21 protein-coding genes and 1 tRNA gene are annotated in these 24,500 nt (G+C 42.2%); 17 read left to right on the top strand and 5 right to left on the bottom strand.

The genetic code is table 11. The annotated features are described in order from the left end of the window. The first annotated feature begins 61 nt into the window (after positions 1–61). The 5 genes from ppk1 (at position 62) to I3252_RS10485 (ending at position 3,913) form a co-directional block, all read left to right on the top strand. On the top strand, positions 62–2,269 hold the full coding sequence (ppk1, locus tag I3252_RS10505) for a polyphosphate kinase 1 (protein WP_238035167.1): 2,208 nt from the start codon (positions 62–64) through the stop codon (positions 2,267–2,269). Between the two features lie 354 nt (positions 2,270–2,623). Then, positions 2,624–2,794, top strand: coding sequence for a hypothetical protein (locus I3252_RS10500; RefSeq protein ID WP_238035150.1), 171 nt, complete (start codon positions 2,624–2,626; stop codon positions 2,792–2,794). A 75-nt stretch (positions 2,795–2,869) separates the two neighbouring features. Beyond that, entirely contained in the window at positions 2,870–3,121 is a 252-nt protein-coding gene (locus tag I3252_RS10495) for a hypothetical protein (protein WP_238035149.1), read from the top strand. A gap of 115 nt (positions 3,122–3,236) precedes the next feature. After that, a complete protein-coding gene (locus I3252_RS10490; RefSeq protein ID WP_238035148.1) occupies positions 3,237–3,629 on the top strand; it encodes a hypothetical protein in 393 nt (130 codons plus the stop codon). Positions 3,630–3,709: 80 nt separating this feature from the next. Then, positions 3,710–3,913, top strand: coding sequence for a hypothetical protein (locus tag I3252_RS10485; RefSeq protein ID WP_055125155.1), 204 nt, complete (start codon positions 3,710–3,712; stop codon positions 3,911–3,913). Between the two features lie 155 nt (positions 3,914–4,068). Here I3252_RS10485 and I3252_RS10480 read toward each other — a convergent pair whose 3' ends face one another. Then, positions 4,069–4,821: a tRNA-(ms[2]io[6]A)-hydroxylase gene (locus tag I3252_RS10480; protein WP_238035147.1), complete on the bottom strand. Its 753-nt coding sequence runs from the start codon at positions 4,819–4,821 to the stop codon at positions 4,069–4,071. 632 nt (positions 4,822–5,453) lie between these two features. On the opposite strand from I3252_RS10480, the gene I3252_RS10475 reads away from it, so the two are divergent. The 11 genes from I3252_RS10475 to I3252_RS10425 all read left to right on the top strand — a co-directional run bounded on the left by I3252_RS10475 (position 5,454) and on the right by I3252_RS10425 (position 19,773). Further along, on the top strand, positions 5,454–7,652 hold the full coding sequence (locus I3252_RS10475) for a malate synthase G (protein ID WP_238035146.1): 2,199 nt from the start codon (positions 5,454–5,456) through the stop codon (positions 7,650–7,652). A 733-nt stretch (positions 7,653–8,385) separates the two neighbouring features. Then, positions 8,386–9,468, top strand: a complete 1,083-nt coding sequence (locus tag I3252_RS10470) for a porin (RefSeq protein ID WP_060491653.1) — start codon at positions 8,386–8,388, stop codon at positions 9,466–9,468. Between the two features lie 195 nt (positions 9,469–9,663). Further along, positions 9,664–11,298 (top strand): CTP synthase, encoded by a 1,635-nt coding sequence (locus tag I3252_RS10465; protein ID WP_238035145.1) that lies wholly within the window; start codon positions 9,664–9,666, stop codon positions 11,296–11,298. 229 nt (positions 11,299–11,527) lie between these two features. Further along, a complete protein-coding gene (gene kdsA, locus I3252_RS10460) occupies positions 11,528–12,403 on the top strand; it encodes a 3-deoxy-8-phosphooctulonate synthase (RefSeq protein ID WP_109589412.1) in 876 nt (291 codons plus the stop codon). Positions 12,404–12,433: 30 nt separating this feature from the next. Beyond that, a complete protein-coding gene (locus tag I3252_RS10455; protein ID WP_060491650.1) occupies positions 12,434–12,688 on the top strand; it encodes a cation transporter in 255 nt (84 codons plus the stop codon). Between the two features lie 248 nt (positions 12,689–12,936). Next, complete coding sequence (locus tag I3252_RS10450) at positions 12,937–13,161, top strand: cation transporter (RefSeq protein WP_011280902.1); 225 nt, start codon at positions 12,937–12,939, stop codon at positions 13,159–13,161. Between the two features lie 219 nt (positions 13,162–13,380). After that, on the top strand, positions 13,381–15,741 hold the full coding sequence (locus I3252_RS10445) for a cation-translocating P-type ATPase (RefSeq protein ID WP_238035144.1): 2,361 nt from the start codon (positions 13,381–13,383) through the stop codon (positions 15,739–15,741). Positions 15,742–16,061: 320 nt separating this feature from the next. Next, positions 16,062–17,378: a phosphopyruvate hydratase gene (eno, locus tag I3252_RS10440; protein WP_055125148.1), complete on the top strand. Its 1,317-nt coding sequence runs from the start codon at positions 16,062–16,064 to the stop codon at positions 17,376–17,378. 124 nt (positions 17,379–17,502) lie between these two features. Next, positions 17,503–17,811, top strand: coding sequence for a septum formation initiator family protein (locus tag I3252_RS10435; RefSeq protein WP_055125147.1), 309 nt, complete (start codon positions 17,503–17,505; stop codon positions 17,809–17,811). 150 nt (positions 17,812–17,961) lie between these two features. Then, positions 17,962–18,753, top strand: a complete 792-nt coding sequence (ispD, locus tag I3252_RS10430) for a 2-C-methyl-D-erythritol 4-phosphate cytidylyltransferase (RefSeq protein WP_238035143.1) — start codon at positions 17,962–17,964, stop codon at positions 18,751–18,753. 387 nt (positions 18,754–19,140) lie between these two features. Further along, positions 19,141–19,773, top strand: a complete 633-nt coding sequence (locus I3252_RS10425) for a BLUF domain-containing protein (RefSeq protein WP_238035142.1) — start codon at positions 19,141–19,143, stop codon at positions 19,771–19,773. 373 nt (positions 19,774–20,146) lie between these two features. On the opposite strand, the gene I3252_RS10420 is transcribed toward I3252_RS10425, so the two are convergent. The 4 genes from I3252_RS10420 to pyrC all read right to left on the bottom strand — a co-directional run bounded on the left by I3252_RS10420 (position 20,147) and on the right by pyrC (position 22,792). Next, positions 20,147–20,222, bottom strand: a tRNA-Glu gene (locus I3252_RS10420). Positions 20,223–20,275: 53 nt separating this feature from the next. Further along, positions 20,276–20,473, bottom strand: a complete 198-nt coding sequence (locus I3252_RS10415) for a hypothetical protein (protein WP_238035141.1) — start codon at positions 20,471–20,473, stop codon at positions 20,276–20,278. A gap of 297 nt (positions 20,474–20,770) precedes the next feature. Further along, positions 20,771–21,430, bottom strand: coding sequence for a ribonuclease T (rnt, locus tag I3252_RS10410; RefSeq protein WP_201600334.1), 660 nt, complete (start codon positions 21,428–21,430; stop codon positions 20,771–20,773). A 291-nt stretch (positions 21,431–21,721) separates the two neighbouring features. Further along, positions 21,722–22,792: a dihydroorotase gene (gene pyrC, locus I3252_RS10405; protein ID WP_238035140.1), complete on the bottom strand. Its 1,071-nt coding sequence runs from the start codon at positions 22,790–22,792 to the stop codon at positions 21,722–21,724. A 327-nt stretch (positions 22,793–23,119) separates the two neighbouring features. On the opposite strand from pyrC, the gene I3252_RS10400 reads away from it, so the two are divergent. After that, on the top strand, positions 23,120–24,358 hold the full coding sequence (locus I3252_RS10400) for an argininosuccinate synthase (protein WP_238035139.1): 1,239 nt from the start codon (positions 23,120–23,122) through the stop codon (positions 24,356–24,358). Positions 24,359–24,500: the final 142 nt, after the last annotated feature.

Raw genomic sequence — 24,500 nt, 5'->3', positions numbered from 1 at the left:
ATAAAAGACAATTGGTATTGAAGATGATGGCATATCGATAACGCAAAGGAGTAGTGACGTGATGGATGTGAATAATAAGCAGGACACTGATAGCAATAATACAGTGATAGCAGTTGATAATAAAAGCCATACAGAGAGTCGCAATGACAATTTAACTGAGGTTGCATGGCAGCGTTCAGAAGACGGCAGCTATTCACCCAGCAGTTATATCAATCGCGACTTATCTTTATTACAGTTTCATTTACGTGTCTTAGCGCAGGCGGCAAGTCCTCGTCATCCGCTACTTGAGCGCTTGTTTTTCTTGATTATTTTCTCATCGAATATCGATGAGTTTTTTGAGATTCGTGTCGCAGGTATTATGCAAAAGCTCAATATGGGTGATGTCTCGACCAGTGTTCATGGCATGCGTCCCAGTGAGGTGCTGAATGAGATATCCACCGTAATGCACGATGCCATCGCTGAGCAGTATCGTATTCTCAATGAAGATATCTTACCAGCACTGGCGCTTGAGGATATCCGTTATCTAAAACGCGATGAGCTAAATGCTGAGCAATCGGCATGGATGAAGCGCTACTTCACTGAGCAAGTATCGCCAGTGTTGACACCGATTAGTATCGATCCAGCGCATCCGTTTCCGCGTTTGGTCAATAAGAGCTTAAACTTCATCGCTACCTTAGAAGGTAAAGATGCCTTTGGTCGTGATATCAATCTAGCGATTGTGCCCGCACCGCGCAGTTTGCCGCGCGTAATTCGCCTGCCTGATGAGCTGACAGGTGGCAAAGAACACCATGTCATGCTCTCAGCTATTATCCATGAGCATATCGGTGAGCTGTTCCCTGGGATGAGTGTGACTGGCTGCCATCAGTTTAGACTGACGCGCAATGCCGATTTAGATTTGGCTGATGATGTTGAAGATATTGCTAAGGCTCTGGAGGGCGAGCTAGAAAACCGCCGCTTCGGTGATAAAGTGCGGCTAGAAGTCACAACCGATTGTCCAACGCCTATCAGTGATTATTTGCTCAATGAATTTGAGCTGCATGACAATCAGCTGTACCGCGTCAATGGTCCTGTCAACTTAACGCGCTTATTGTTTGATTTCAATATTCCAGCGCTGCGCTATCAGCCCTTTACCCATGTAGTGCCAAAAGAGTTCCGCCGTGAGATGGATAAGCTGGACAAAGCAACCAGTATGTTTGCCGCCATGCGTAAAAGCGATGTGCTGGTGCATCATCCTTTTCATGCATTTTCACCGATTATCAATCTGCTTTGGCAAGCGGCGAGCGATCCAAAAGTGTTAGCGATTAAGCAGACATTGTACCGCTCAGGCACCAATTCAGAAATCGTTAAAGCATTGGCTGCTGCTGCTCGTAATGGCAAAGAAGTGACTGCCGTCATCGAGCTGCGTGCGCGTTTCGATGAAGCCTCTAATATCGCCGTCGCCAATTATTTGCAAGAAGCGGGTGCGGTCGTTGTTTACGGGATTGTCGGCTATAAAACCCACGCCAAGCTGATGCTTATTGTGCGCCGTGAGGATGATAGAATTCGCCGCTATGTGCATTTAGGGACGGGCAACTATCATGCCGCCAATGCCAAAGTTTATACCGATTATGGTTTATTTAGCGCAGATCCTGATATCTCAGAGGATGTACATAATATATTTCAAGAGCTGACGGGAATGGGTAAGCCTGCCAATCTCAAAAAGCTGCTGCATGCGCCTTTTACCTTGCATGATAAGTTGATAAGCTTTATCGATGATGAAATTGCTCATGCAAAAGCCGGCAAGCGCGCTCATATTATCGTTAAGGTTAACGCTTTAACCGAACGTCGATTGATTAGCAAGTTATATGATGCCTCGCAAGCAGGCGTCAAAATCGAGCTCATTTTACGCTCCATGTGTTGTTTGCGTCCGCAAGTAAAAGGTCTGTCAGAAAACATTACTGTACGCTCTGTTATCGGGCGTTTTTTAGAGCATACGCGTGTTTATTATTTCTATAATAATGGCGACGAGCGCTTATATTGTGGTAGTGCAGACTGGATGGATCGTAATTTATTCCATCGCGTCGAAGTGGCGTTTCCAATCGAAGACAAAAAACTGTTTAAACAAGTATATCAAGACGGTCTACTTAACTATCTGAAAGACAATACCCAAGCGTGGATACTTAGCGGTGATGGTGTTTGGCAGCAGCTGCAACCAGCCGCAGGTGAAACGCCGCATACTGCTCAAGAGTATTTATTAAAAGTGATTAATGGCGTTGACGCATCAAGCTAGCTTAATATTTCAACGACATCTTCAAAGCGGTAAAGACGTTTTTACAATCAATAAATATCAAGCAAAAAACCAAGTATAGAGTATTCTCTATGCTTGGTTTTTTTTGGACAAACGATTTGTCTAAGTTACAAACTGTCTTGTAACCTCACATTTATTCACATATTGATACGGCAGCACACTGGTGCAATCCGTTATCTCATCCTTATAATCAAGGTCAGCCCTTACGCTATTATTAAACGGATTTGATGGTTTAATAAACCATTAGCACTCTAGTAATTCATGCAAAATTGATCGTATGACGATAAAGAGCAGGGACTGCATAAATCAGCGAATTATAAAAATAGGAAACACCTTATGAGCAATACCGATAACGACACATCAGATATCAAAAAAGCTGCTGAGCAAGCAGATAGTCAGCAAATTGCGCGGAATCTCAAAGATAATAAAGGGGTTGATGTGCCTGAGGCATTAAATAAAGACGAGCAAACTTCTTTTATTGAAGATGATTTACGTACGGATAAATGATAAATAAGCTGTGACATGAATATTCGGATTAACTTATTTTATCTATTAATGACATATTGATGCGAGGGATCTGCAATGCCAAATAATACCCATCCAAATCACGAAGAAGCGGTACCAGTTCGCGATCCAGCCGCCTTACGCCCAGACAATGCACAAGACAGTTATGAAGGTCGTAAGCACGAACCTAATATCGATGGTCCACAACAAGAGTCGCAAGAAACCGACGAGATATATGTTGACCCTCGTAAAGAAGAGAATTTACCCGCTGGTGGCAAGAACGTCGCAGATTTGAATGCCTATGACCTAAGCCAAGAAGGCAATGAATAGTATAAATTGCCGGCTAGGTTGAGATGGGTATTAAATTAGTCTCACCATTTGCTAAACCGCCATCAAAACTTTAAGCAGTTGCCAAAACACGAATAACAATAATAAGGAGATAGCCATGCAAACCAACGATCCAGCACTCACCAAGACACGCATCAGTGAAAATGATGACTCAATCAATAGTCATGATTCTGCTAATAGCTTCTCTAGTAGTCCTACTTCTAATGAGCATAGTGATGCTGATAGTGGCATTGAAAAGAACATCACTGAAAATAAAGGAACGGATACTTTTAAAGAAGGCGTCGTCAACTCAGAGCATATCAATGATAATGACAACCCTGCACGTCAGCCTGGTCGCCGAGACCAAGAAGGTAACGCCTTTGATGATGGCGTGAATGAGCATACGATGGTTAGCGAGACATCCAAAAGTGAAGGTATTAACAACATGAATCGTTATGCAAATATCGATAATGCCCAAACGCGAGTGTTAAATCCTGATGAAAAAGATTAATAGCTTTTTATGAAAAATTGATTAAATACAGATTTTTTATCTTTATAGAATGATTATGATGATAATAATAAGGAGTAATGATGAATACGCCAGATGACAAGGCTGTCAACCAAGAAGACCGTCAGTTAAGAGATGCGAACGATAACCATGGTATCGTACCTGATGATGCGCTACAAAAAGTCAATCCAGCAGCAGCAGAAAGGGCAACCGATGATCACGATCCTCATCATGTTGCGAAGGATAGTAAACAGTATGACAGCTCATTAATGAAAGATGATAAATAACCATTCATTTTTCTATAACGAAGTTCAAATAAAAGGCTAATAAGTGAATTAGAAGACCAGAGGATGAAGCTTGGTTAGTTACTTCACTTATTGTCTGTATAATTTTTATTGTATAAGAGAGTATCTAATCGAAAATGATACCTAATATTATGTATTTAAGCAGGTGTGCCGCTATGAAAGCGTAGCTCATGATCTGGGCTAGAAATTAGTTCTGCTTCTACTTCTTTGAAAAATGCGACACGCTCGTCAATATCATCCTCAGACAGTGATTGAGCCAAGGCTAAATAATCCTCAAAGTGACGACTCTCCGACTTAAGTAAGTAGCGATAATACTTTGCCAAACGTTCGTCGTCGATGACCTCAGCAAGGGCGGCAAAACGTTCACAAGAGCGTGCTTCGATAAATGCGCCAATTATCAATACATCAACCATCGCTGCTGGCTCATAAGTACGTTTGTGTTTTAGCATGCCTTTGGCATAACGTCCGGCACTCAGATATTTCCATGCCTGACCACGGTCATTCATAATACCTAAGACCTGCTCATAATGCAGCATTTCTTCACGTATCAATTGCGCCAATTTACGCTGCAAATCATAAGAAAACTCATAGCGGAATATGAGATTCATGGCAGTGCCAGCGGCCTTTTTTTCGCAATTGGCATGATCTTGAATGATCAGCGGCACATTCGCAATCGCCGCATCAACCCAAGCTTGTGTTGTGCGCGCACCCAAAAAATTATAAACAGCAGATAGGTCAACCTTAATCGGGGTGCGTAGCTTTGCGATATCGACATCGTCCTCATCTATCTCGTCTTTTACTATACTAGGTTCTTCTATATTGCTGTCTTTCATAACTTTGTCGTTACTGTTCTTGGTTCTTATATCTTCTTTATTCATAGTTTTTGCCATAATCGAACGTTTAAAAGGTCTTTTTCTAATATTAAATAGATAACAGTTAAGCATAAATCCGTGAGGTAATGATTACTGACAGTTTGTCTATGCGATATCAGGTACTAATCAATGAGTACTAATAAAGCCTCTTAGCGCCTGTGTCACATAGGTTATCATTATAATACAACCCCAGTATTTATTTAATGAATGATGTTTTCTTGTTTATTTCTTTATTTGATAGTAGGATGATATTTTGCTTAAGCGCTATTTTGCCTTACTATTGATGTGTCGCTATATTGTGTTGTCGCAGTGATGATGCTTGCCAATGTTATGCAGTTGAAGCCGTTTACAGTAGGTGCAAGGCAACCGAGCTCAAATCATACACTGAGCACGTTAAGCAAGGTTGATACCATCATCCGTTATAAATGCTTTGACCATGCTAATGGCTAATGGCTAATGCGGCAAGAATATAGGTTAATAGCATAGCATAAATAGTTAATTCGCTATTCACCACAAGCTTGTATGATATATCAGTAGGTTTGCTTAGTATTTCATCTAAATTTGGAATAGATGTCTAAGACCGACAATGTGTAATCATTGCGGTAGCAACTTCGTATTCACACCCCTCACGAACAGATAAGGATAACAACATGAGCCAGTCTTCTAACGCTAATCGTATTCAAAAAGGCATTCTTGCCATCGACCAGCAATTGTATGACTTTATTGAAAACGAAGTGCTGCCGAAAGTCGGTGTTGATTCAGATAGTTATTGGTCAGGTTTTGAAAAAGTCATTAAGGAGTTTACGCCGCGCAATAAAGCATTGCTTGCAACTCGTGACAAGATTCAAGCGCAGATTGACCAGTGGCACCTGCAACATCCTGCCAAAGACGGCAACATTGATTATCCTGCTTACAAAGCATTCTTACAAGAGATTGGCTATCTGTTGCCAGAAGGCGATGATTTTAAAGTTAGCACAGAAAATGTCGATGACGAGATTGCTCATATTGCAGGCCCGCAGTTGGTCGTACCAGTACGTAATGCGCGCTACGCATTGAACGCAACCAACGCTCGTTGGGGCAGCTTGTATGATGCTTTATATGGTACTGACGTTATCAGTGACGAAAATGGTCAAGAAGCAAAAGGTGGTTACAACCCAACTCGCGGTGCTGCTGTCGTTGCTTATGCCAAACAATTCCTAGATGAAAACTTTGCCTTGGTGTCAGGTTCATATAACGATGCAACCGGCTTTAAAGTGGTCGATGGTAAGCTTGAAATTGTCCAAGGTGATAGTAGTACTGAGCTAAAAGATGCCGAAAAATTCGTTGGTTTCGTCGGTGATGCAGAAAGCCCAACGGGTATTTTATTAAAAAACAACGGTTTGCATGCAGAAATTCAAATAGATGCCAACCATCCAGTCGGTAAAGACGACCCTGCACATATCAAAGATGTGTTGCTAGAGTCAGCTATTACGGCAATTCAAGATTGTGAAGACTCAATCGCTGCCGTCGATGCAGAAGAAAAAGTGGAAGTGTATCGCAATTGGCTTGGTCTCATGAATGGTGACTTGCTAGAAACCTTTGAAAAAGGTGGCAAAACCCGCACACGTCAGCAAAATCCAGATCGTGAATACACTACCCCAGATGGTGGTAAGCTTATCCTGCCAGGTCGTTCGTTATTGCTGATTCGTAACGTCGGTCACCTCATGCAAAACCCTGCAATATTGGTCGACTTGGGTGATGGTCAAGAACAAATATTTGAAGGCTTAATGGATGGCTTGATTACACCACTATTAACGCTCAATGACCTTAAAGGTAAAAATGCGCTATCGAATTCACGTAAAGGTTCAATGTATATCGTTAAACCAAAAATGCATGGTCCTGAAGAAGTCAAAATGGCCAACGATTTATTCAATGCAGTAGAAGACTTATTAGGATTAGAGCGTAATACCATCAAAATCGGTATCATGGATGAAGAGCGCCGCATGACAGTCAACTTGAAAGAAGCCATCCGCCAAGCGAAAGAGCGCGTCATTTTCATTAACACAGGTTTCTTAGATCGTACCGGTGATGAGATGCATACCAGCATGAATGCAGGTCCATTTGTACCTAAGGGTGAGATGAAGTCACAAGCATGGCAGCCAGCCTACGAGCAGTGGAACGTTGATATCGGTTTAGAGACTGGTTTACAAGGTGTTGCTCAGATTGGTAAAGGCATGTGGGCGAAGCCTGACGAGATGAAAGAGATGATGGACACCAAAGCTGCACATCCTAAGTCTGGAGCCAGTACCGCATGGGTACCGTCACCAACAGGGGCAACCTTGCACAGCATGCACTATCATCAAGTGAGTGTTGCTGATGTTCAAGACAGCCTAAAATCACGTGAGCGTGCCAGCTTAGACGACATTTTGACCATTCCATTAGCAAAAAATACTAATTGGACAGATGAAGAGAAACAACAAGAGCTTGAAAATAACGCTCAGGGCATCTTAGGATATGTTGTGCGTTGGGTAAACCAAGGCGTTGGTTGTTCTAAAGTACCGGATATCAATGATGTTGGTCTAATGGAAGACCGTGCAACTTTACGTATCTCAAGCCAACACATTGCCAACTGGTTGCATCACGATGTTGTGAGTGAGCAACAAGTGATGGATACGATGAAGCGTATGGCAAAAGTAGTTGATGAGCAAAATGCAGGCGATAGCGACTATCAGACGATGGCAGATAGCTTTGACCACTCTTATGCATTCAAAGCGGCCTGTGACTTAGTGTTTAAAGGTCGCGAGCAGCCGAGTGGCTATACTGAGCCATTATTACATCAGGCACGCCTTGATCTAAAAGCAGGCTGCTAATATTGCGCAGGTTAATATTAGAATATGGCATACTTGACATTCTATTATGATACTGTCATGACTAAATGAGGCTTCTTCTTGGCTTTTATACTTAATAAGAAGTCTGTGATAGCCATTGACTAAGGTTATAGTCTGGACACAAGAGCAGTGAAAATACCTTTTTTACTGTTCTTGTAGCAATTTTTCGATCTCAATTGTGACTGTCAGTATGTCATAAACCACATTTATTATTTTTTATTAGCCGTACTTGTTAATGAACAAGTACGGCTTTATTTTTGTTAATCAAAGAGTATTCATTACGATAGTTTCAAGTTCTTGGTAATTATATTAATCAATAATATCTTTATCTATTTGAGCAGATAGGGATTTTTTTACAATGAACCACATTCTATAGTAGATATGGTGTTCAACAAATACTGGGTTTAAAAATCTAAAAAAAATGTTGCAAATTATGTCAAAGTTGTTATGCTTGTATTCGAAGTATGAGTTTGGTAACGGATGTTACGCAACGGAGCGATAAAGACCTAAGATTACATGGCATTTACTTTTTAATCCCAGTTATGTAAGTCATTGTTTTTTTCATCTTACTGTAATAGAACTTCGCCACACTTGTTTCTGACTAATCTCGGTAGCCAGTTACACATTATATCTTTGAGGATTTGTGACGATACCATTATGAGCACCAGCTAATAATAGCTAGCTTATTACTAAAATTGTAAAGTGGAGATACCCCATGAAAAAACTACTTTTAGCTACAGCAGTTGCTGCCTTATCTGTATCTGCAGCCAATGCAGCACCAACTGTTTATGGTAAAGCATTCTTAGCTGCCGACTACGTTAATGCTGAATATAATTCAGTTGGTAATGTAAATGACTTTGATGAAGATACAATAGAAATCAACTCTCATTCTTCACGTTTAGGTTTCAAAGGCTCTGAAGCCATGACTGCTAATACTGATGTTATTTATCAATTAGAGTATGGCACAAGCATCGATGGTGATAATGATACTTTCTCTAACCGTGATACATACCTAGGTATTAATAACAAGCAATTCGGTGAGTTCCGTGTTGGTAAAAACCAATCTAGCCTAGACAAAATTAACAACGTTGTTGTTAACGAAGGCTATTGGGATAACATGGGTACGAATGAAATGGAAGACGACGTTGTTGAAGCGTTGAATATGGCTGATAGTGGTCGTATTAATAGCTCAGTGATCTGGGCTGCACCAAAATACAATAACCTACCATTAGAATTGTATGCTATGTATAGCTCTGATGATGATAATTTCAACAATGATGCGGGCTTCGGTGTTGCAATGATGTTTGACCAAGGTACAGGCTTCACTGCTGGTGTGGCTTATGATAAAGACCAAAACATCAATGGTGATATCATCCGTGGTACGGCCACTGTAGACTTAGGAAAATACATCGCAGCCCCTATAACACTCGGTGCTTTGTATCAGGTTGCAGATTATGACTTTACTGGTTCTGAAAAAGAAAAAGGTCTAGTTGTGAGTGCTCAAATGGCGCTAGCTAACTTTGCACGTCCAGCTTCTATTTACACTCAGTACAACAAGACTGACAATCTAGCTGGTATTGATAACGCTGAATCAGATCAGATCGTTGTTGGCGGTAAGTACTTCTTTAAAGACAATATCATCATGCATGCCTATGCTGGTATGAACAATGCTGATAACGTTAATACTATGTATAACACTGGTGTTAAAGATCCTATTACTAATAAAGACATACTTGCCAAGGTAAAAGGCGATGCTGAAGTATTCGTAGTTGGTACTGGTCTAGAATACAAATTCTAATCTAAGCATTAGAATCTGATTATAAAAACTCATCCTTCGGGGTGAGTTTTTTTTGTTATATCCTTTTTGAGTGGGTAGTGCGTTATAATAGCTAAGTACTAAAACTTGAATGTTTCAAAGAGTTTATGCTTTTGCCCTATATTTTTTGACGTATTTTTAGTAAAATCCTTCTTTACCAATTACCGACAGAGTACTATGACCAAGTTTATATTTGTGACCGGTGGGGTAGTGTCCTCACTAGGAAAAGGTATCACCGCAGCCTCTCTTGCAGCGGTCTTAGAAGCCCGTGGCGTGACCGTCACGATGACCAAGATGGATCCGTACATCAACGTCGATCCAGGTACGATGAGCCCATTCCAGCATGGCGAAGTATTCGTCACCGAAGATGGTGCAGAGACTGATTTAGATTTGGGTTACTATGAGCGCTTCTTACGCCATTCAAAAATGAGTAAGAGCAATAACTTTACTAGTGGTCGTATCTATCAAAACGTCTTGAATAAAGAGCGCCGTGGTGAATATCTTGGTGGTACAGTACAAGTTATTCCACATATCACTGATGAAATTAAGAGTAAAATCTTAGCCAGTGGTGAAGGTTATGATATCGCTATTATTGAGATTGGCGGTACGGTTGGTGACATCGAATCGTTACCATTTATGGAAGCCGTCCGCCAAATGCAAGTAGAGCTTGGTCGCAATAGAGCCATGCTGATGCATTTGACGCTAGTTCCTTACATTGCTAGTGCAGGCGAAACCAAAACCAAACCAACGCAGCATTCAGTAAAAGAGCTACGTTCTATCGGTTTGCAGCCTGACATATTGATTTGCCGCTCTGATCACCACATCTCGCAAGACAACCGTCGCAAAATAGCGTTGTTCACCAATGTGGAAGAGCGTGCAGTCATTATGTGTGAAGATGCGCAAAGTATTTATCAAATACCACGCACGCTTCATGAGCAGGATCTTGATGATTTGATCTGTGAGCGTTTTGGTTTAGATGTACCAGAAGCAGATTTGAGTGATTGGGACAAAGTGGTTGAAGCGCAGCTTAATCCTGAAATGAGCCTTACGGTAGCGATGGTTGGTAAATACGTCGAGTTACCTGATGCTTATAAGTCGATCAACGAAGCACTGCTGCATGCTGGTATCACTCATAAAGCCGATGTCAAAATTGACTATGTTGATGCTGAGCGTCTAGAAGACGATGATAGCTTATTGGCGCAGCTATACAATGCCGATGCCATCCTAGTACCGGGTGGTTTTGGTGAGCGCGGTACCAATGGTAAGATAAAAGCCATCACTTATGCTCGTGAAAACAACGTGCCATATTTAGGTATTTGCCTTGGTATGCAGCTAGCAGTGATTGAATACGCGCGTAATGTACTCAAAATCGATGCCAACTCTTCTGAGTTTGATCGCAAAACGGCAGAGCCTATCATTGGTCTCATCACTGAGTGGTTAGATGAGCGAGGCGAATTACAGATTCGTAGCGATGACTCTGACCTTGGTGGCACTATGCGTCTAGGCGCGCAGCAAGCCGAACTGGTTGCTGGCAGCAAGCTTAGCCAAATCTATGGTGCCAAAAATATCACTGAACGTCATCGCCATCGTTATGAGATGAACAATCGCTATATCGAGCCATTAGAGCAAGCAGGCATGACCATATCTGGTTATTCTGCCAAGCAGCATCTAGTAGAATCGGTCGAGATTGCTGATCATCCTTGGTTTGTCGCCGTACAGTTCCATCCTGAATTTACCAGCTCGCCACGCGGTGGTCATCCACTGTTCAACAGCTTTGTAAAAGCGGCTAAGAACTATAACGAAAACAAATAATCGTTAACGTATAAAAATTTACATTTATAAAAAAGACTGATCTTCGGATTGGTCTTTTTTTGCGTTTAATTTTATGACTGTGGCTATGAATAAGATTGTTTTTAAGCAATAAACATGACAATTTTTTTAATGGTTGGTCAGCAATTACGCTTAACCCCTTTTTTTACTGAGTCTATCGGTTACAATATGGGAGAGAAATATTAATAACAATAAAGAGGGCAACGACTTCATGGAACATTTATCAACAGCGCAATCACATATCAAACTTACTACGCCAAATGGCAATACTCTTAATATCGGTAACGACCAACCATTTGTGTTATTTGGTGGTATGAATGTTTTGGAATCAAAGGAATTGGCGTTCGAGATTGCGGAGCAATATGTCGAAATATGTCAGCGTTTGGGCATTGGCTATGTCTTCAAAGCCAGTTTTGATAAAGCCAACCGTTCAAGCCTGCACTCATATCGAGGTCCTGGATTAGAGCAGGGTCTTGATTGGCTGGGCCAAATCAAAGAAAAATATCAAGTCCCTATTATCACGGATGTCCACGAACCTTATCAAGCGGCACCCGTCGCTGAAGTCGCAGATATCATTCAATTACCAGCATTCTTATCACGTCAGACAGATTTAGTACACGCTATGGCGAAGACAGATGCGATTATTAACATCAAAAAAGCACAGTTTTTAGCGCCGCATGAGATGCGTCATATCGTTAACAAATGCCTTGAAGGCGGTAACGATAAGTTGATCCTTTGTGAGCGCGGCAGTGCCTTTGGTTACAATAATTTGGTCGTTGATATGCTTGGTTTTGATACCATGAAGCAGATGGATATCCCCGTATTTTTTGATGTGACGCACAGTTTACAGCAGCCAGGCGGCCGTAGCGATAGTGCGGGTGGACGCCGTGAACAAATCACAACCTTGGCACGAGCAGGGATGGCGACAGGATTGGCAGGGTTGTTTCTAGAAGCGCATCCAAGCCCAGAGACTGCAAAATGCGATGGTCCGTGTGCGCTACGTATGAGCCAGTTAGAGCCGTTTTTGCGTCAGCTGAAGCAAATTGATGATTTGGTTAAAGGCTTTGAGGTGTTAGATACCCATTAATGTATTCACAGACAATAAGAGGCTGAGATCATGGCGATGCAAACAGCAACAGTCAGTATCGAAAATATCGATGATGATGAAGGGTTAAAGAGTGTGATGACAGCGCTGAAAAATATCACAGGGGTGACGGCCATCGAGCTTGATCCTGATAATAATGTTGCCACCATACGTTATGAAGATACAGACACCAGTATCCATGCGTTTACGGCGGCAATCAGTACGGTCGATTATGTGACCCAGCCGTTTCCTCTTGATGCACCGCAAAACCCACGTCATGATGATTAGACGTTATTCTAAAATAAGCGCTATTGTCTGTCACTTAGGCATAAATTCACGGTTCTATTATTTACGGTTCTATTAATAAAGTGATAATCAAAGAGCCTTGTTGTTAACCGTGATAGGGCTTAAGCTGGTTGAGTGCTATTTTTATAACGTCTTAAAAGATAGCCGTCTTAAAAAGACAATTATAAAAGCAATTCTTTAATAAAAGTATTTACCTATAAAAACTCAGTTACAAAAATAAGGAGCCTCTCATGGCAAACCAAACACGTATTATTAAAATTGATGGCATGACTTGCGGTGGCTGTGTGGCCAGTGTGCATAACGCTACTGCCGATATCGATGGCTTAGACGATATCAGTATTGAGCTGGCAGATAATCAAGCGACGGTTACTTTTGATGATAGCAAAACCAGTGTAGAGACAATTGCTGCTGCTATCGACGATGCAGGCTTTGATGCCACTGTTGCTAATGCTTAACCTGCTTCATTTGTATTAAAAAACCGGCTATCAAGGCTGGTTTTTTAATGGTTAAAAATTATTGATAGTAGCGTACTCATTATTCAGTACGACCATACCAATATCAAATTTTAAAGTGTGCTATTTGTTTGACTTAGATATTCCATCCACTGAGTTGCTGTCCTAGCTCAGACGACTTTATAACGCCATAACGCATAAACGCCATACCGAGTTTTATTTATGAATGATATTACCCAAACCGACAATCATGACGCCTACGATGTAAAAACTGACATTCAATCCAATACGCCGCTCGCGCCGCAGCGTGCACACTTGCAGCTAGCAATTGAGGGGATGACGTGTCAAGCCTGCGCCTCGCGAATTGAGAAGGTGCTCAACAAAAAGCCGTCGGTATACGAGGTGAGTGTAAATTTCGCTGGCGAGACCGCGAATGTTGATTATGATCCGACCCAGACAACGCCTGAACAAGTGACAGAATGGGTAAATAAAACAGGCTTCGTTGCCAATTTGCAGGCGGCCGATAGTTTGTTTGCAAAAACAGACGAAGATACCGCGACTCAGTACCCATGGCGCTTGATTGGGTTATGGGTTTGTTTGGTGCCATTTTTAGTTGGTATGGCAGGCATGCTCGTTGGTCAGGGTATGGCGTGGATGCCGCCGATTTGGACTCAATTTATATTAGCGACCATTGTACAGTTTGGATTTGCTTTACCATTTTACAAAAGCGCTTGGGCGTCGATTAAAGGTGGTCTTGCTAATATGGACGTGCTAGTCGTCATCGGTACCGTGACTATTTGGGCGTATTCAACATATCTGTGGCTGACCCATGGCGATGGCACTTTAAACAGTTTGCTGCAAAGTGGTCATGCTGGTGGTCAAGGTGCGGATGGCAGTCCTGCGGTGTATTTTGAAGCAGGCGTCATGGTCATTGCTTTTGTGCGTACGGGTAAGTATCTAGAAGAGCGCACCAAAAAACACAGCCTAAATAGTATCGATTTATTATTGTCCTTAACGCCCGATGAAGTCGAACAACAGCAACCTAATGGTGATTTTCATAATGTTGCTCTTAAAGACGTGCAAGTTGGTGATATTTTGCGTGCCAAGCAAGGCAGCCGCGTCGCAACGGATGGGATAGTTATCGATGGTGCTGGCTGGTGTGTCGAGAGTCATTTAACCGGTGAGTCGGTACCGCTTAAAAAAGAAGTGGGAGATAAATTATTGGCAGGGGCGTTGGTTGAAAATGGCAGCTTGTTATACCGCGTCAGTGCCAAAGGTAGTGATACAAAGCTTGGTGATATGGTACAAGCCCTCAGCGATGCCCAAGGCTCAAAAGCCAATTTAGCCCGTCTTGCCGATAGAGTGACGGCAGTATTCGTCCCAGTCGTCGTTGCCATTGCGCTTATCACCTTTGGGGTGACGTGGTGGCTGACTGGGATGATGGATACTGCCTTGATGCATGCCGTCTCGGTGTTGGTCATTGCATGTCCTTGTGCCCTAGGTTTGGCAACGCCAGCCGCTATCATGGCTGGTATGGGCGTTGCTGCTCGTCATGGTGTCTGGTTCAAAGACGCACAAAGCCTTGAAGCGGCAGGCAACATCGATACAGTAGTGCTCGATAAAACAGGTACTTTGACCATTGGTAAGCCGACTATCGTGGACCATGTGATGGTGGATAAATCGATCGCAGTCGATGATGTGTTACAAATTGCCGCAAGCGTTGAAGCACATGCCAGTCATCCGCTAGCAACAGCATTGGTTAACGCGGCTACTGAGCGAAATTTGCCGTTGATGAATATGACTGATATCAGTGTCATTAAAGGCGCTGGTATACAAGCCAATATTGAAGGTTTGGGTGTGGTAAAAGTCGGTACCGCAGAGTTTGCTAATTTAACACTGCCTAAGCTGATGCCAAAGGTATGGCAAATTGCCAGTACCGTTGCCGTTAGTATTAATGAGGAAGCTTTGGGTGCTTTTGCCCTAGCTGATGACTTAAAAGTAGATACTCCAAAGGCTATTACTGCGCTGCAAGACGCAGGTATTAATGTCATTTTGATGAGTGGTGATAAGCAGTCTGTGGTCGATCATGTGGCAGGGCAGCTGGGTATTGAGCAAGCTTATGGTAAAATGAGCCCACGTGATAAGGCCAGTCAAATTGCCTTGTTGCAAACGGCTGGTCATAAAGTTGCAATGGCAGGTGATGGTGTCAACGATGCGCCAGCGATGGCAACTGCCGATGCAAGCTTTGCCATGTTTGAAGGCACAGATGTCGCCCAGCATAGTGCGTCTGCCCGCTTGATGGGTGAGTCACTGATGCATATTGATGCCGCGCAAAAAATCGCTAATGCAACAGTGCGCAACATCAAGCAAAATCTGTTTTTTGCTTTTATTTATAACTGCTTGGGTATTCCGCTGGCTGCTTTTGGTTTCTTAAACCCTATGATTGCCGCCGCTGCGATGGCGCTCAGCTCTATTTCAGTATTAATGAATGCGTTACGTTTGACCCAATTTAAAACAAAGGTTGAGCTGGATAACACAGTATCTGGCTCCCACGCTAAAACAGAACGTCTAACAAAAGCATAAGGGTCATATGGCTTTTAATATTATAGGTGCTGAGACAAATCCATAATTGGTAATTTGTTTATCTAAGTGTGATTTTATCAGCGCCAGTCAGTGCAAGATAAGGGAAGTTTGGCAAAATTTATGCTATGATGCCAAGCACTATAGCTGACGATTAAAGTATTAAAACCACCTTTAATCTTGCTCAAAACTTGCTGACTATATAGATAAACAAAGCTGGTTTGAGCATAGCACTATACGATATTTTGCTTTATCTTTTTTGTATTCTAGTTGCCGTTATTTATCCCACAAACTTGGCATGACCAAAGGAATTAACAGACATTATGTACGCTGAAGAAACCACCAACGTCACCGCAATTAAAGACATTCGCGCCCGTGAGATTTTAGACTCGCGTGGTAACCCAACCATCGAAGCTGATGTAATCTTAGCTGATGGCACTATCGGCCGTGCTGCTGCGCCAAGTGGTGCATCAACTGGTTCACGCGAAGCGCTTGAGCTACGTGATGGTGACCAAAGTCGCTATATGGGTAAAGGCGTCAAAAAAGCCGTTGCTAACGTCAATAGCCAAATTCGCAGCGCGTTGATGGATAAAGACGTCACCGAACAGCAAGGCATTGATGATGCAATGATTGCGCTAGATGGCACAGAAAACAAAGATAGCCTTGGCGCTAATGCCATGCTAGCGGTGTCTCTTGCCACTGCAAAAGCCGCTGCCAAGTCACAAAATCTGCCATTACATCAATATATTGCAAACTTGCGCAATCAGACGTCGCTGACGATGCCTGTACCGATGATGAACATCTTGAACGGTGGTGAGCATGCGGATAACACGGTTGATATCCAAGAGTTCATGATTGAGCCTGTTGGTTTCACCAGCTTCTCAGAAGCATTGCGTGCTGGTACAGAAATTTTCCACAGCTTGAAATCTGTGTTGAAATCACAAGGCTTAAATACTGCGGTTGGTGATGAAGGTGGTTTTGCGCCAAACCTGCGTAGCAACGAAGAAGCCATCACCGTTATTATGCAAGCGATTGAGCAAGTCGGCTACAAAGCGGGCGAAGACATTCATTTGGCGTTAGACTGTGCGGCTAGTGAGTTTTATAAAGATGGTCAATATATCTTGGCAGGCGAGGGCAACAAAGCATTTGATAGCCAAGGATTCTCAGATTATCTAGTCGGCTTGGCGCGTCAATATCCTATTATCTCTATCGAAGACGGGCTTGACGAGTCTGATTGGGATGGTTGGAAATATTTGACTGAGCAGATTGGTGATAAAGTTCAGTTGGTTGGTGATGATTTGTTTGTGACCAATCCTGCTATCTTGCAAGAGGGTATTGATAAGCATATTGCCAATGCAATTTTGATTAAGTTTAACCAAATCGGTACTTTATCAGAAACGCTAGATGCGATCTATCTAGCGAAGAAAAATGGCTATGCAACTATTATCTCACATCGTTCAGGTGAAACTGAAGACAGCACCATTGCAGATTTAGCAGTTGGTACTGCTGCTGGTCAGATTAAAACTGGTTCTCTATGCCGTTCAGACCGTGTCGCAAAATACAATCAGCTGCTACGTATCGAGCAACAAGTACGTGCAAGCTATCGTGGTCGTGAAGAGTTCATCGGTCTACGTGGTTAACAAGCCAGATTTCTTGCTACAGCTAGGCGATATGTCATCATTAATATGGTGATATATCGCTTAGCAAGCTTAGCTGGTTTTTTATTTTTATTATTGTCTCTATGTTGTTCGGCGTTATTATCTTATGAAATACTTTAGCCAGTTTATGCTACTTGCTCTAGCCGTTGCCGTCCTTTTGGGATTGCAATATCAGTATTGGCTGGGCGAAAATGGTCGCTTTGAGCATAATAAATTGCTGACTCAAATCGAAGAACAACAACGCTTAAACGAAAACCAAGTGGCAGCAAATAACTTATTGCGTACTGATGTGCATGACTTAAAAACTGGTCTTGAGGCAGTGGAAGAGCACGCTCGTTTAGACTTGGGTTTGATTAAGCCGAACGAGACCTTTGTACAAGTATCTACGGCACCCACGACGCATAGCCGTTATTAATTGCTCTTAACTGTCTAAAATTATGATCTTCTATTGTCTATAATAGAAATCTTATTCACCTGAAATTCGTTACTTCTCTTATTCCTCGTCTATCCCTAGCAATACTATCATGGGCTCTAACCATGAATACTACTTTATGAATATTGCCTTATGAATATCACACCTAATGTACATGCCATGATCGTCGCTGCGGGTCGCGGTAGTCGTTTTGGTGCCTCTATTGCTAAGCAATATACGATGTTGCAAGGGCAAACCTTGCTACAGCATAGTGTGGCACGGCTTGCTAGTAGTACTTATATTGATAGATGTTTATTAGTCGTCGCAGCAGATGACAGTACAGCACAGACGCTTAATTTTGCGCTACCCATACATTATGCCATGGGCGGCGCTGAGCGCTGGCAGTCCGTACAGGCAGGGGTAAAGGCGATTATTGAGGCGGGAGCCGACGACTCAGATTTGGTTGTTATTCATGATGCTGCGCGTCCTGCGGTCCCCAGTCATGATATTGAAGAGGTCATCGAAGCGGCGATGCTAGAGCCCTATGGCGCTATCTTAGCGACACCGGTGGCTGACACTTTAAAGGAGTCTTATCCCCAGTCTACCGCTCAATCTGAGCTTGTAGGTGAGACGCCTGTAGTTAACCTGACAGTGAGTAGCAGCCCACATTCTTACGCTAAATGTACTATCGATCGTCGTCATATGTGGCAAGCACAAACGCCGCAAGTGTTTCGCTTAGGTCAGCTGCAAAAAGTATTAACTTATGTCGCTGAACACGAGCTCACCATTACTGATGAAGCCAGTGCATTTGAATGTTTAGACCTACCCATTCGCCTCGTGACTGGCAGTCGCCAGAATATCAAGCTCACCTATCCTGATGATGCTATCTTGCTCGCAGCGATTATGAATGCCCAGTTCTGTTCTGAGCAGACTAAAAATAATTAAACACTCGTAATAGATATCAGTCTGTATCAATCTCATTAATGAGCCAGTGGTCTTATCGCTCATTGGTGACGATTTTTATCATCACTTTCCCCTCCCATATTACCTATTTGTCCTATCGCTGCCCATAAACCACAGTGCAAGTTCTCAATATAAATAATTACGAATTATTGTTTGGTTTTTTCAATTAATGATATAAGATAAACATATATTGCTTTGATGACTAAACTAGCCTATGATGTAACCAACTTAATACAATTAATATAAACATTTATAAAATCAATAATATACCAAGCCTATTTGATATTTTCAAAGATCTTGTTTCTATGTTTTTTCTAAATTTAGTATGGTTGTCTTAGCTACATTTACCTAAAAATAGGGAGAAGCTGATTGTCAACAATCAACGATTCGACAAATCCAGTGACGACAGATCTCTGCCAGCTTATATATATAAGCCAAATTACTTCGACTGGTCTTTCAAGCCCCAGCACGCTTAACGACATCTCAGAGGTCGCGATTGAGCGTAACCAAGCCGATAATGTTACGGGTATTCTTTGCTATGGCAATGGCTACTTTTTTCAATGTGCAGAAGGGTCAGAACAAGATTTAACCAATCTAAAGAATCGCTTATTATTAGACGATCGACATAAAGAATTAAAAATCTTAGATTTTTCAGAAATTACCGAACGCCGTTTTTCGAACTGGTCTCTACGCTCCATTACACTTGAACGTTGGATGACCAAAGAGCCTGAGCTGAAAAAACTCATGCCATTTAAACCCTATGATTGGGGCTCTAACGCATGGCGCGAATTTTTAGATATCTTACAAGGGTATTATGAGGAACAAGCAAGAACTGGCAATATTGACACGCCACCTATCAAGTACAGCACGTTAGGGGTGACGTTAAGTAAGGTTGTTGGTCAGCATCAAGCATTCTTCTTGATTCAAACGGTACTCGGTATCATGATCGTGATGACATTGTTGTGGCTAATGCTATCAGATAAGATTTGGTGGTTTTTGTAAAAATAGACTGTTTGATTTAAAAATCCATTATTCAATGCTGGATTTTTTTGCTTAAATTTATGGTGAAGAGTTCAATAAATAAACAAAATATCAAGCTAAGTATAGAAACTATGGATAGCGACGCTTAGTAAATATACCTTAATATCTTGAGCGAACTTAATAACGAAACTTATCTATAAAATTAATTAGGCTTCATTTATGAAGTAAATCGGCGATGACGAACTGAGTGCTAAGGTATCAAGAACCTCATGATATAAAAAAAAGCATAAAAAAATCCCAATCACAATAGTATGTGATTGGGATTTTTGGTGGTACGCTTATTAGTCTTATCAGATGCTTTACAGCAAACTTGCTAACAAGTGACGCCAAATAGTGGCGTCCCCAGGGGGATTCGAACCCCCGTTACCGCCGTGAAAGGGCGGTGTCCTAGGCCTCTAGACGATGGGGACTAGTAACACAACACCTCAGCTGCTTTCACCTTTATGCTGAAGTGGTGCGTATTCTAATAGCGTCTGTGCTTGCTGTCAAGCCTTTTTCTTCTTCTTTTTAAAATTAAGTATCTTTTTTTGATCGCACGGCGAGGATGTAAGTCATTACGCTTTAAATGATAGCGAATCCATAGAGAAGTACAAGCACTAATAGTCAATGCGAGCAGCATATAACCGAGGATGGTTCCCCATAACTTAAGCTGTGGATCCATAATAGAGTCCCTCCTATTACGCCTCGATAGCATGAATCGTACGGGCTATCGAGACAATGTGGGCAACTTAAACCATCTATAGGATATAACGAGACGTTCTAATGTTAGTAATTACAACAACTTATCTGTTTTTGAATTGTTTTACACAATATGATATTCAACGGTTAGACAAGTTGCTGATTTATTGTGATATCAATCATATCCCTATTGATTGTAAAACCAAGATGTTAAAGTCATCAAGTATTACAAATAGCACTATTATGGGTAGTTGGCAATATAGGATATGTGATAAATGGATTATTTGTGACTACTCTCAGTCGAATCCTCTTTATTTTCTTCAGTATGCATCGCATTAGCCAGCATAGGATAATGGTTTAGGATATGACAAAACAGCTCAGCAGTCTTTTGTGTATCGTATAGGGCAGAATGTGCATCATTACCATCGAAATCAAGCCCCGCTGCCTTGCAAGCCCGTGCTAGTACTGTCTGACCAAATGCCAGCGCAGATAAAGTCACTGTGTCAAAAACTGAAAAGTTATGAAACGGGTTGTGACTTTTGTTATTGGTACGCAGCACTGCCGCATTCAAAAATGCTAAGTCAAAATGGGCGTTGTGCCCAATTAAGACGCACTGGCGGCAGTCCTCAGTACGGCGTACTTCTTTTAACCCTTTGAAGATACGGCGTAGTGCTGTTTTTTCGTCTTCGGCAATGGCTTTACGCATTGGATTGTTGGGATCAATGCCAGTGAAGGCAAGGGCACTTGGCTCAAGATTCGCGCCTTCAAAGGGTTCGATATGAGCATTGAATGCTTCCCCAGGATAAAACACACCTTGCTCATTCAGTAGTACAGGAATGCAGGCAATCTCTAGTAAAGCATCGGTTTGCGCATTAAAGCCGGCAGTTTCCACATCAACGACGACAGGCAGAAACTTACGAAATCGGTCTTTTAGACGCATTGGTGCTAGCTCGTCTGCTGCGGCATCTTCTGTGTGACTATTTGCTGGGCTCTTAATGCTATTATCTACAGGGTTTGATGGGTTTTCGTCAGGTAAGGCGGCATCGTTTGGAGTGGTCATATCTGGTTAAATCGCTTTTATCAGTCGTACTGTTATATTGAATTAAGACATTAAATGAAAAATAAATAACCTATGATACAAATCACACTGCTGGTTAGCAGATGTCATTCTTATCATAGGGCTAAACTTCTCAAGTTAAAATAGAATACAGATGGTTTTGCTTAGTGAGTTTTATGCTTTGATAGACCAAGGCAGTGTCTCGCCTGCCATAAGCGGGGTCAATGATGAGCCATCAAAATAAGGATAGGCTGCTGGCACGTGCATAGGCGTATTGACAAGCGTAATCGTGCTTTCATTGACTGGTAATCCATAGAACTGAGCCCCAAAACGACTGGCAAAGCCTTCTAACTTGTCTATTTTTCCCACGCTATCGAAAGCGGTGGCATACAATGGCAAGGCAGTTGCGGCGCTATAGCAGCCAGCACAGCCACAAGCGGCTTCTTTTTTATCCGTCGCATGCGGGGCTGAATCCGTGCCTAAGAAAAACTTAGGATTGCCACTGGTTGCCACATCTAATAATACTCTTTGATGGCTTTCACGCTTCAAAATAGGCAAGCAATAAAAATGTGGCTTGATACCGCCAACCAATAGATGATTGCGGTTAAACATTAAATGCTGCGGGGTAATAGTGGCGGCAATGTGATTGCCTTGTGCTAAGACAAAATCAGCGGCATCACTGGTAGTAATATGCTCGACGACAATCTTTAATGTAGGGAATTTGACAATGATTTGCGCCAACACTTCGTCTAAAAAGCGCTTTTCACGGTCAAAGATATCCACATGATCTTGCGTCACTTCGCCATGTATCAATAGTGGTAGGTTGTACTTTTCTAATGCTTCAAAAACATCGACACAGGCGTTAATATTGGTGACACCATCAGCCGAATTGGTAGTCGCGCCAGCAGGATAAAGCTTGACCGCTTGGACGATACCTGATTGTGCTGCCATCTCGATATCTTGGGCAGTGGTTTTGTCAGTGAGATATAAAGTCATACGTGGATCAAATGCAGTTTTGCGCTCAGCACTCAGCTCACTGGCTACTAAGTGCGCCATGATACGGTCGCGATAGGCACGCGCATCGTCAGTGTTCTTAACAGGAGGCACTAAGTTTGGCATACATATGACACGGTTAAAGCTGTTTGCTGCGTGCGATACAGTAGTGCTCAATGCTTTGCCATCACGTAAATGGATATGCCAATCGTCTGGCTGAAGGATGGTCAATTCTCTAATCGAATCAGTCATAATGTCGTCGCGCTCTATATCGTCATATACGGAAATAAAAGGAAGGGATACTGTACCGCTATCATAACAGATTTGCCTACTTGACTAAATATGCGGCTAAATATCTGTACATAATACAAGGGTTGTTTTTTAATTTACGGCAGTTAATTGTCAACTATATGTGAATAATTGAAATCTATCGACTCAAAATTTAAATCAAAAGCTTATGCCATGGGGCAGTTGCACTTTTGCCTATAGTAAATATGATGTACACTGAGCAAGTAATTTATCTTTTGATTGAATCTTAACGCTTTTCCTAACACTAAATGCTCACAATAGGAGTTCTTCATGGCTCAACTTGATCCAAAAAATATTAATAAAATTGTCTTGGCCTATTCAGGTGGTCTTGATACCTCCATTATCGCTAAATGGCTGCAAGAAACCTATGATGCAGAAGTGATTACCTTTACTGCTGATATCGGTCAAGGCGAAGAAGTTGAGCCAGCACGCGCCAAAGCTGAAGCTATGGGCATCAAACATATTCATATTGAAGACTTACGTGAAGAGTTCGCCCGTGATTATGTATTCCCGATGTTCCGCGCTAACGCTATCTATGAAGGCGAGTATCTGCTAGGGACTTCTATCGCCCGTCCGTTAATTGCCAAGCGCTTGGTTGAAATTGCTAAAGAACACAATGCCGATGCGATCAGTCATGGCGCGACTGGTAAAGGGAATGACCAAGTCCGTTTTGAGCTTGGCGCGGTTGCTTTATCGCCTGACGTGGTCACCATTGCCCCTTGGCGTGAGTGGGACTTGTCTAGCCGTGAGAGCTTGATGGAATATGCTAAAGAGCATAACATTGCGATTGATTATGCGGGCAATAAGAAAAAATCTCCGTACTCAATGGACGCCAACTTACTACACATCTCTTATGAAGGCGGTATTTTAGAAGACCCTTACGCCGAAGCAGAAGACGATATGTGGCGCTGGTCAGTCAGCCCAGAAGAAGCACCTGATGAAGCACAATACTTAGAATTAGAGTACGAAAAAGGTGATATCGTTGCCATCGATGGTGAAGTACTTAAGCCGTACGAAGTCATGATTAAGCTAAATGAGATTGGCGGTCAGCATGGTATCGGACGTTTGGATATCGTAGAAAACCGTTATGTTGGCATGAAATCACGCGGTTGCTATGAGACGCCAGCAGGTACCATTATGCTAAAAGCGCATCGCGGTATTGAGTCATTGACACTCGATCGTGAAGCCGCACATTTAAAAGATGAGCTGATGCCACGCTACGCTAAAACGATTTATAACGGCTATTGGTTCAGTCCTGAGCGTATGATGCTACAAGCATTGATTGACAAGTCACAAGAATATGTCAATGGCACAGTACGTGTGAAGTTATACAAAGGTGCTGTGAGCGTTGTTGGTCGTAAGTCAGATGATTCATTGTTTGATGAAAAAATCGCAACTTTCGAAGATGATGCAGGTGCTTATGATCAAAAAGACGCTGAAGGTTTTATCCGTCTAAATGGTCTACGTTTGGCTATCGAAGCTAGCCGTGGTCGTGATTTATCAAAGTAAGTATGCTTTGCTAGATAAAGCATGAATAAGATACATGAATAAAAAAAGGCGCTATATGAATAGCGCCTTTTTTTGTGGATTTTTTGAAGGTTTGTACGATAATTTTTTGCTAATTAAGAAGTTCTGTCTTCAGAGCTTTTAT

Source organism: Psychrobacter sp. Ps4 (assembly GCF_022129285.1).
GTDB lineage: Bacteria > Pseudomonadota > Gammaproteobacteria > Pseudomonadales > Moraxellaceae > Psychrobacter > Psychrobacter immobilis_A.
The sequence above is the reverse complement of the archived record's forward strand: the minus strand, read 5'-3'. Positions and strand labels throughout refer to the sequence as shown.

Excerpts from the sequence above, each read along its gene's own strand:
- ppk1 (WP_238035167.1), top strand. The coding sequence starts at position 62 with ATGGATGTGAATAATAAGCAGGACACTGATAGCAATAATACAGTGATA.
- I3252_RS10500 (WP_238035150.1), top strand. The coding sequence starts at position 2,624 with ATGAGCAATACCGATAACGACACATCAGATATCAAAAAAGCTGCTGAG.
- I3252_RS10495 (WP_238035149.1), top strand. The coding sequence starts at position 2,870 with ATGCCAAATAATACCCATCCAAATCACGAAGAAGCGGTACCAGTTCGC.
- I3252_RS10490 (WP_238035148.1), top strand. The coding sequence starts at position 3,237 with ATGCAAACCAACGATCCAGCACTCACCAAGACACGCATCAGTGAAAAT.
- I3252_RS10485 (WP_055125155.1), top strand. The coding sequence starts at position 3,710 with ATGAATACGCCAGATGACAAGGCTGTCAACCAAGAAGACCGTCAGTTA.
- I3252_RS10480 (WP_238035147.1), bottom strand. The coding sequence starts at position 4,821 with ATGGCAAAAACTATGAATAAAGAAGATATAAGAACCAAGAACAGTAAC.
- I3252_RS10475 (WP_238035146.1), top strand. The coding sequence starts at position 5,454 with ATGAGCCAGTCTTCTAACGCTAATCGTATTCAAAAAGGCATTCTTGCC.
- I3252_RS10470 (WP_060491653.1), top strand. The coding sequence starts at position 8,386 with ATGAAAAAACTACTTTTAGCTACAGCAGTTGCTGCCTTATCTGTATCT.
- I3252_RS10465 (WP_238035145.1), top strand. The coding sequence starts at position 9,664 with ATGACCAAGTTTATATTTGTGACCGGTGGGGTAGTGTCCTCACTAGGA.
- kdsA (WP_109589412.1), top strand. The coding sequence starts at position 11,528 with ATGGAACATTTATCAACAGCGCAATCACATATCAAACTTACTACGCCA.
- I3252_RS10455 (WP_060491650.1), top strand. The coding sequence starts at position 12,434 with ATGGCGATGCAAACAGCAACAGTCAGTATCGAAAATATCGATGATGAT.
- I3252_RS10450 (WP_011280902.1), top strand. The coding sequence starts at position 12,937 with ATGGCAAACCAAACACGTATTATTAAAATTGATGGCATGACTTGCGGT.
- I3252_RS10445 (WP_238035144.1), top strand. The coding sequence starts at position 13,381 with ATGAATGATATTACCCAAACCGACAATCATGACGCCTACGATGTAAAA.
- eno (WP_055125148.1), top strand. The coding sequence starts at position 16,062 with ATGTACGCTGAAGAAACCACCAACGTCACCGCAATTAAAGACATTCGC.
- I3252_RS10435 (WP_055125147.1), top strand. The coding sequence starts at position 17,503 with ATGAAATACTTTAGCCAGTTTATGCTACTTGCTCTAGCCGTTGCCGTC.
- ispD (WP_238035143.1), top strand. The coding sequence starts at position 17,962 with ATGAATATCACACCTAATGTACATGCCATGATCGTCGCTGCGGGTCGC.
- I3252_RS10415 (WP_238035141.1), bottom strand. The coding sequence starts at position 20,473 with ATGGATCCACAGCTTAAGTTATGGGGAACCATCCTCGGTTATATGCTG.
- rnt (WP_201600334.1), bottom strand. The coding sequence starts at position 21,430 with ATGCGTCTAAAAGACCGATTTCGTAAGTTTCTGCCTGTCGTCGTTGAT.
- pyrC (WP_238035140.1), bottom strand. The coding sequence starts at position 22,792 with ATGACTGATTCGATTAGAGAATTGACCATCCTTCAGCCAGACGATTGG.
- I3252_RS10400 (WP_238035139.1), top strand. The coding sequence starts at position 23,120 with ATGGCTCAACTTGATCCAAAAAATATTAATAAAATTGTCTTGGCCTAT.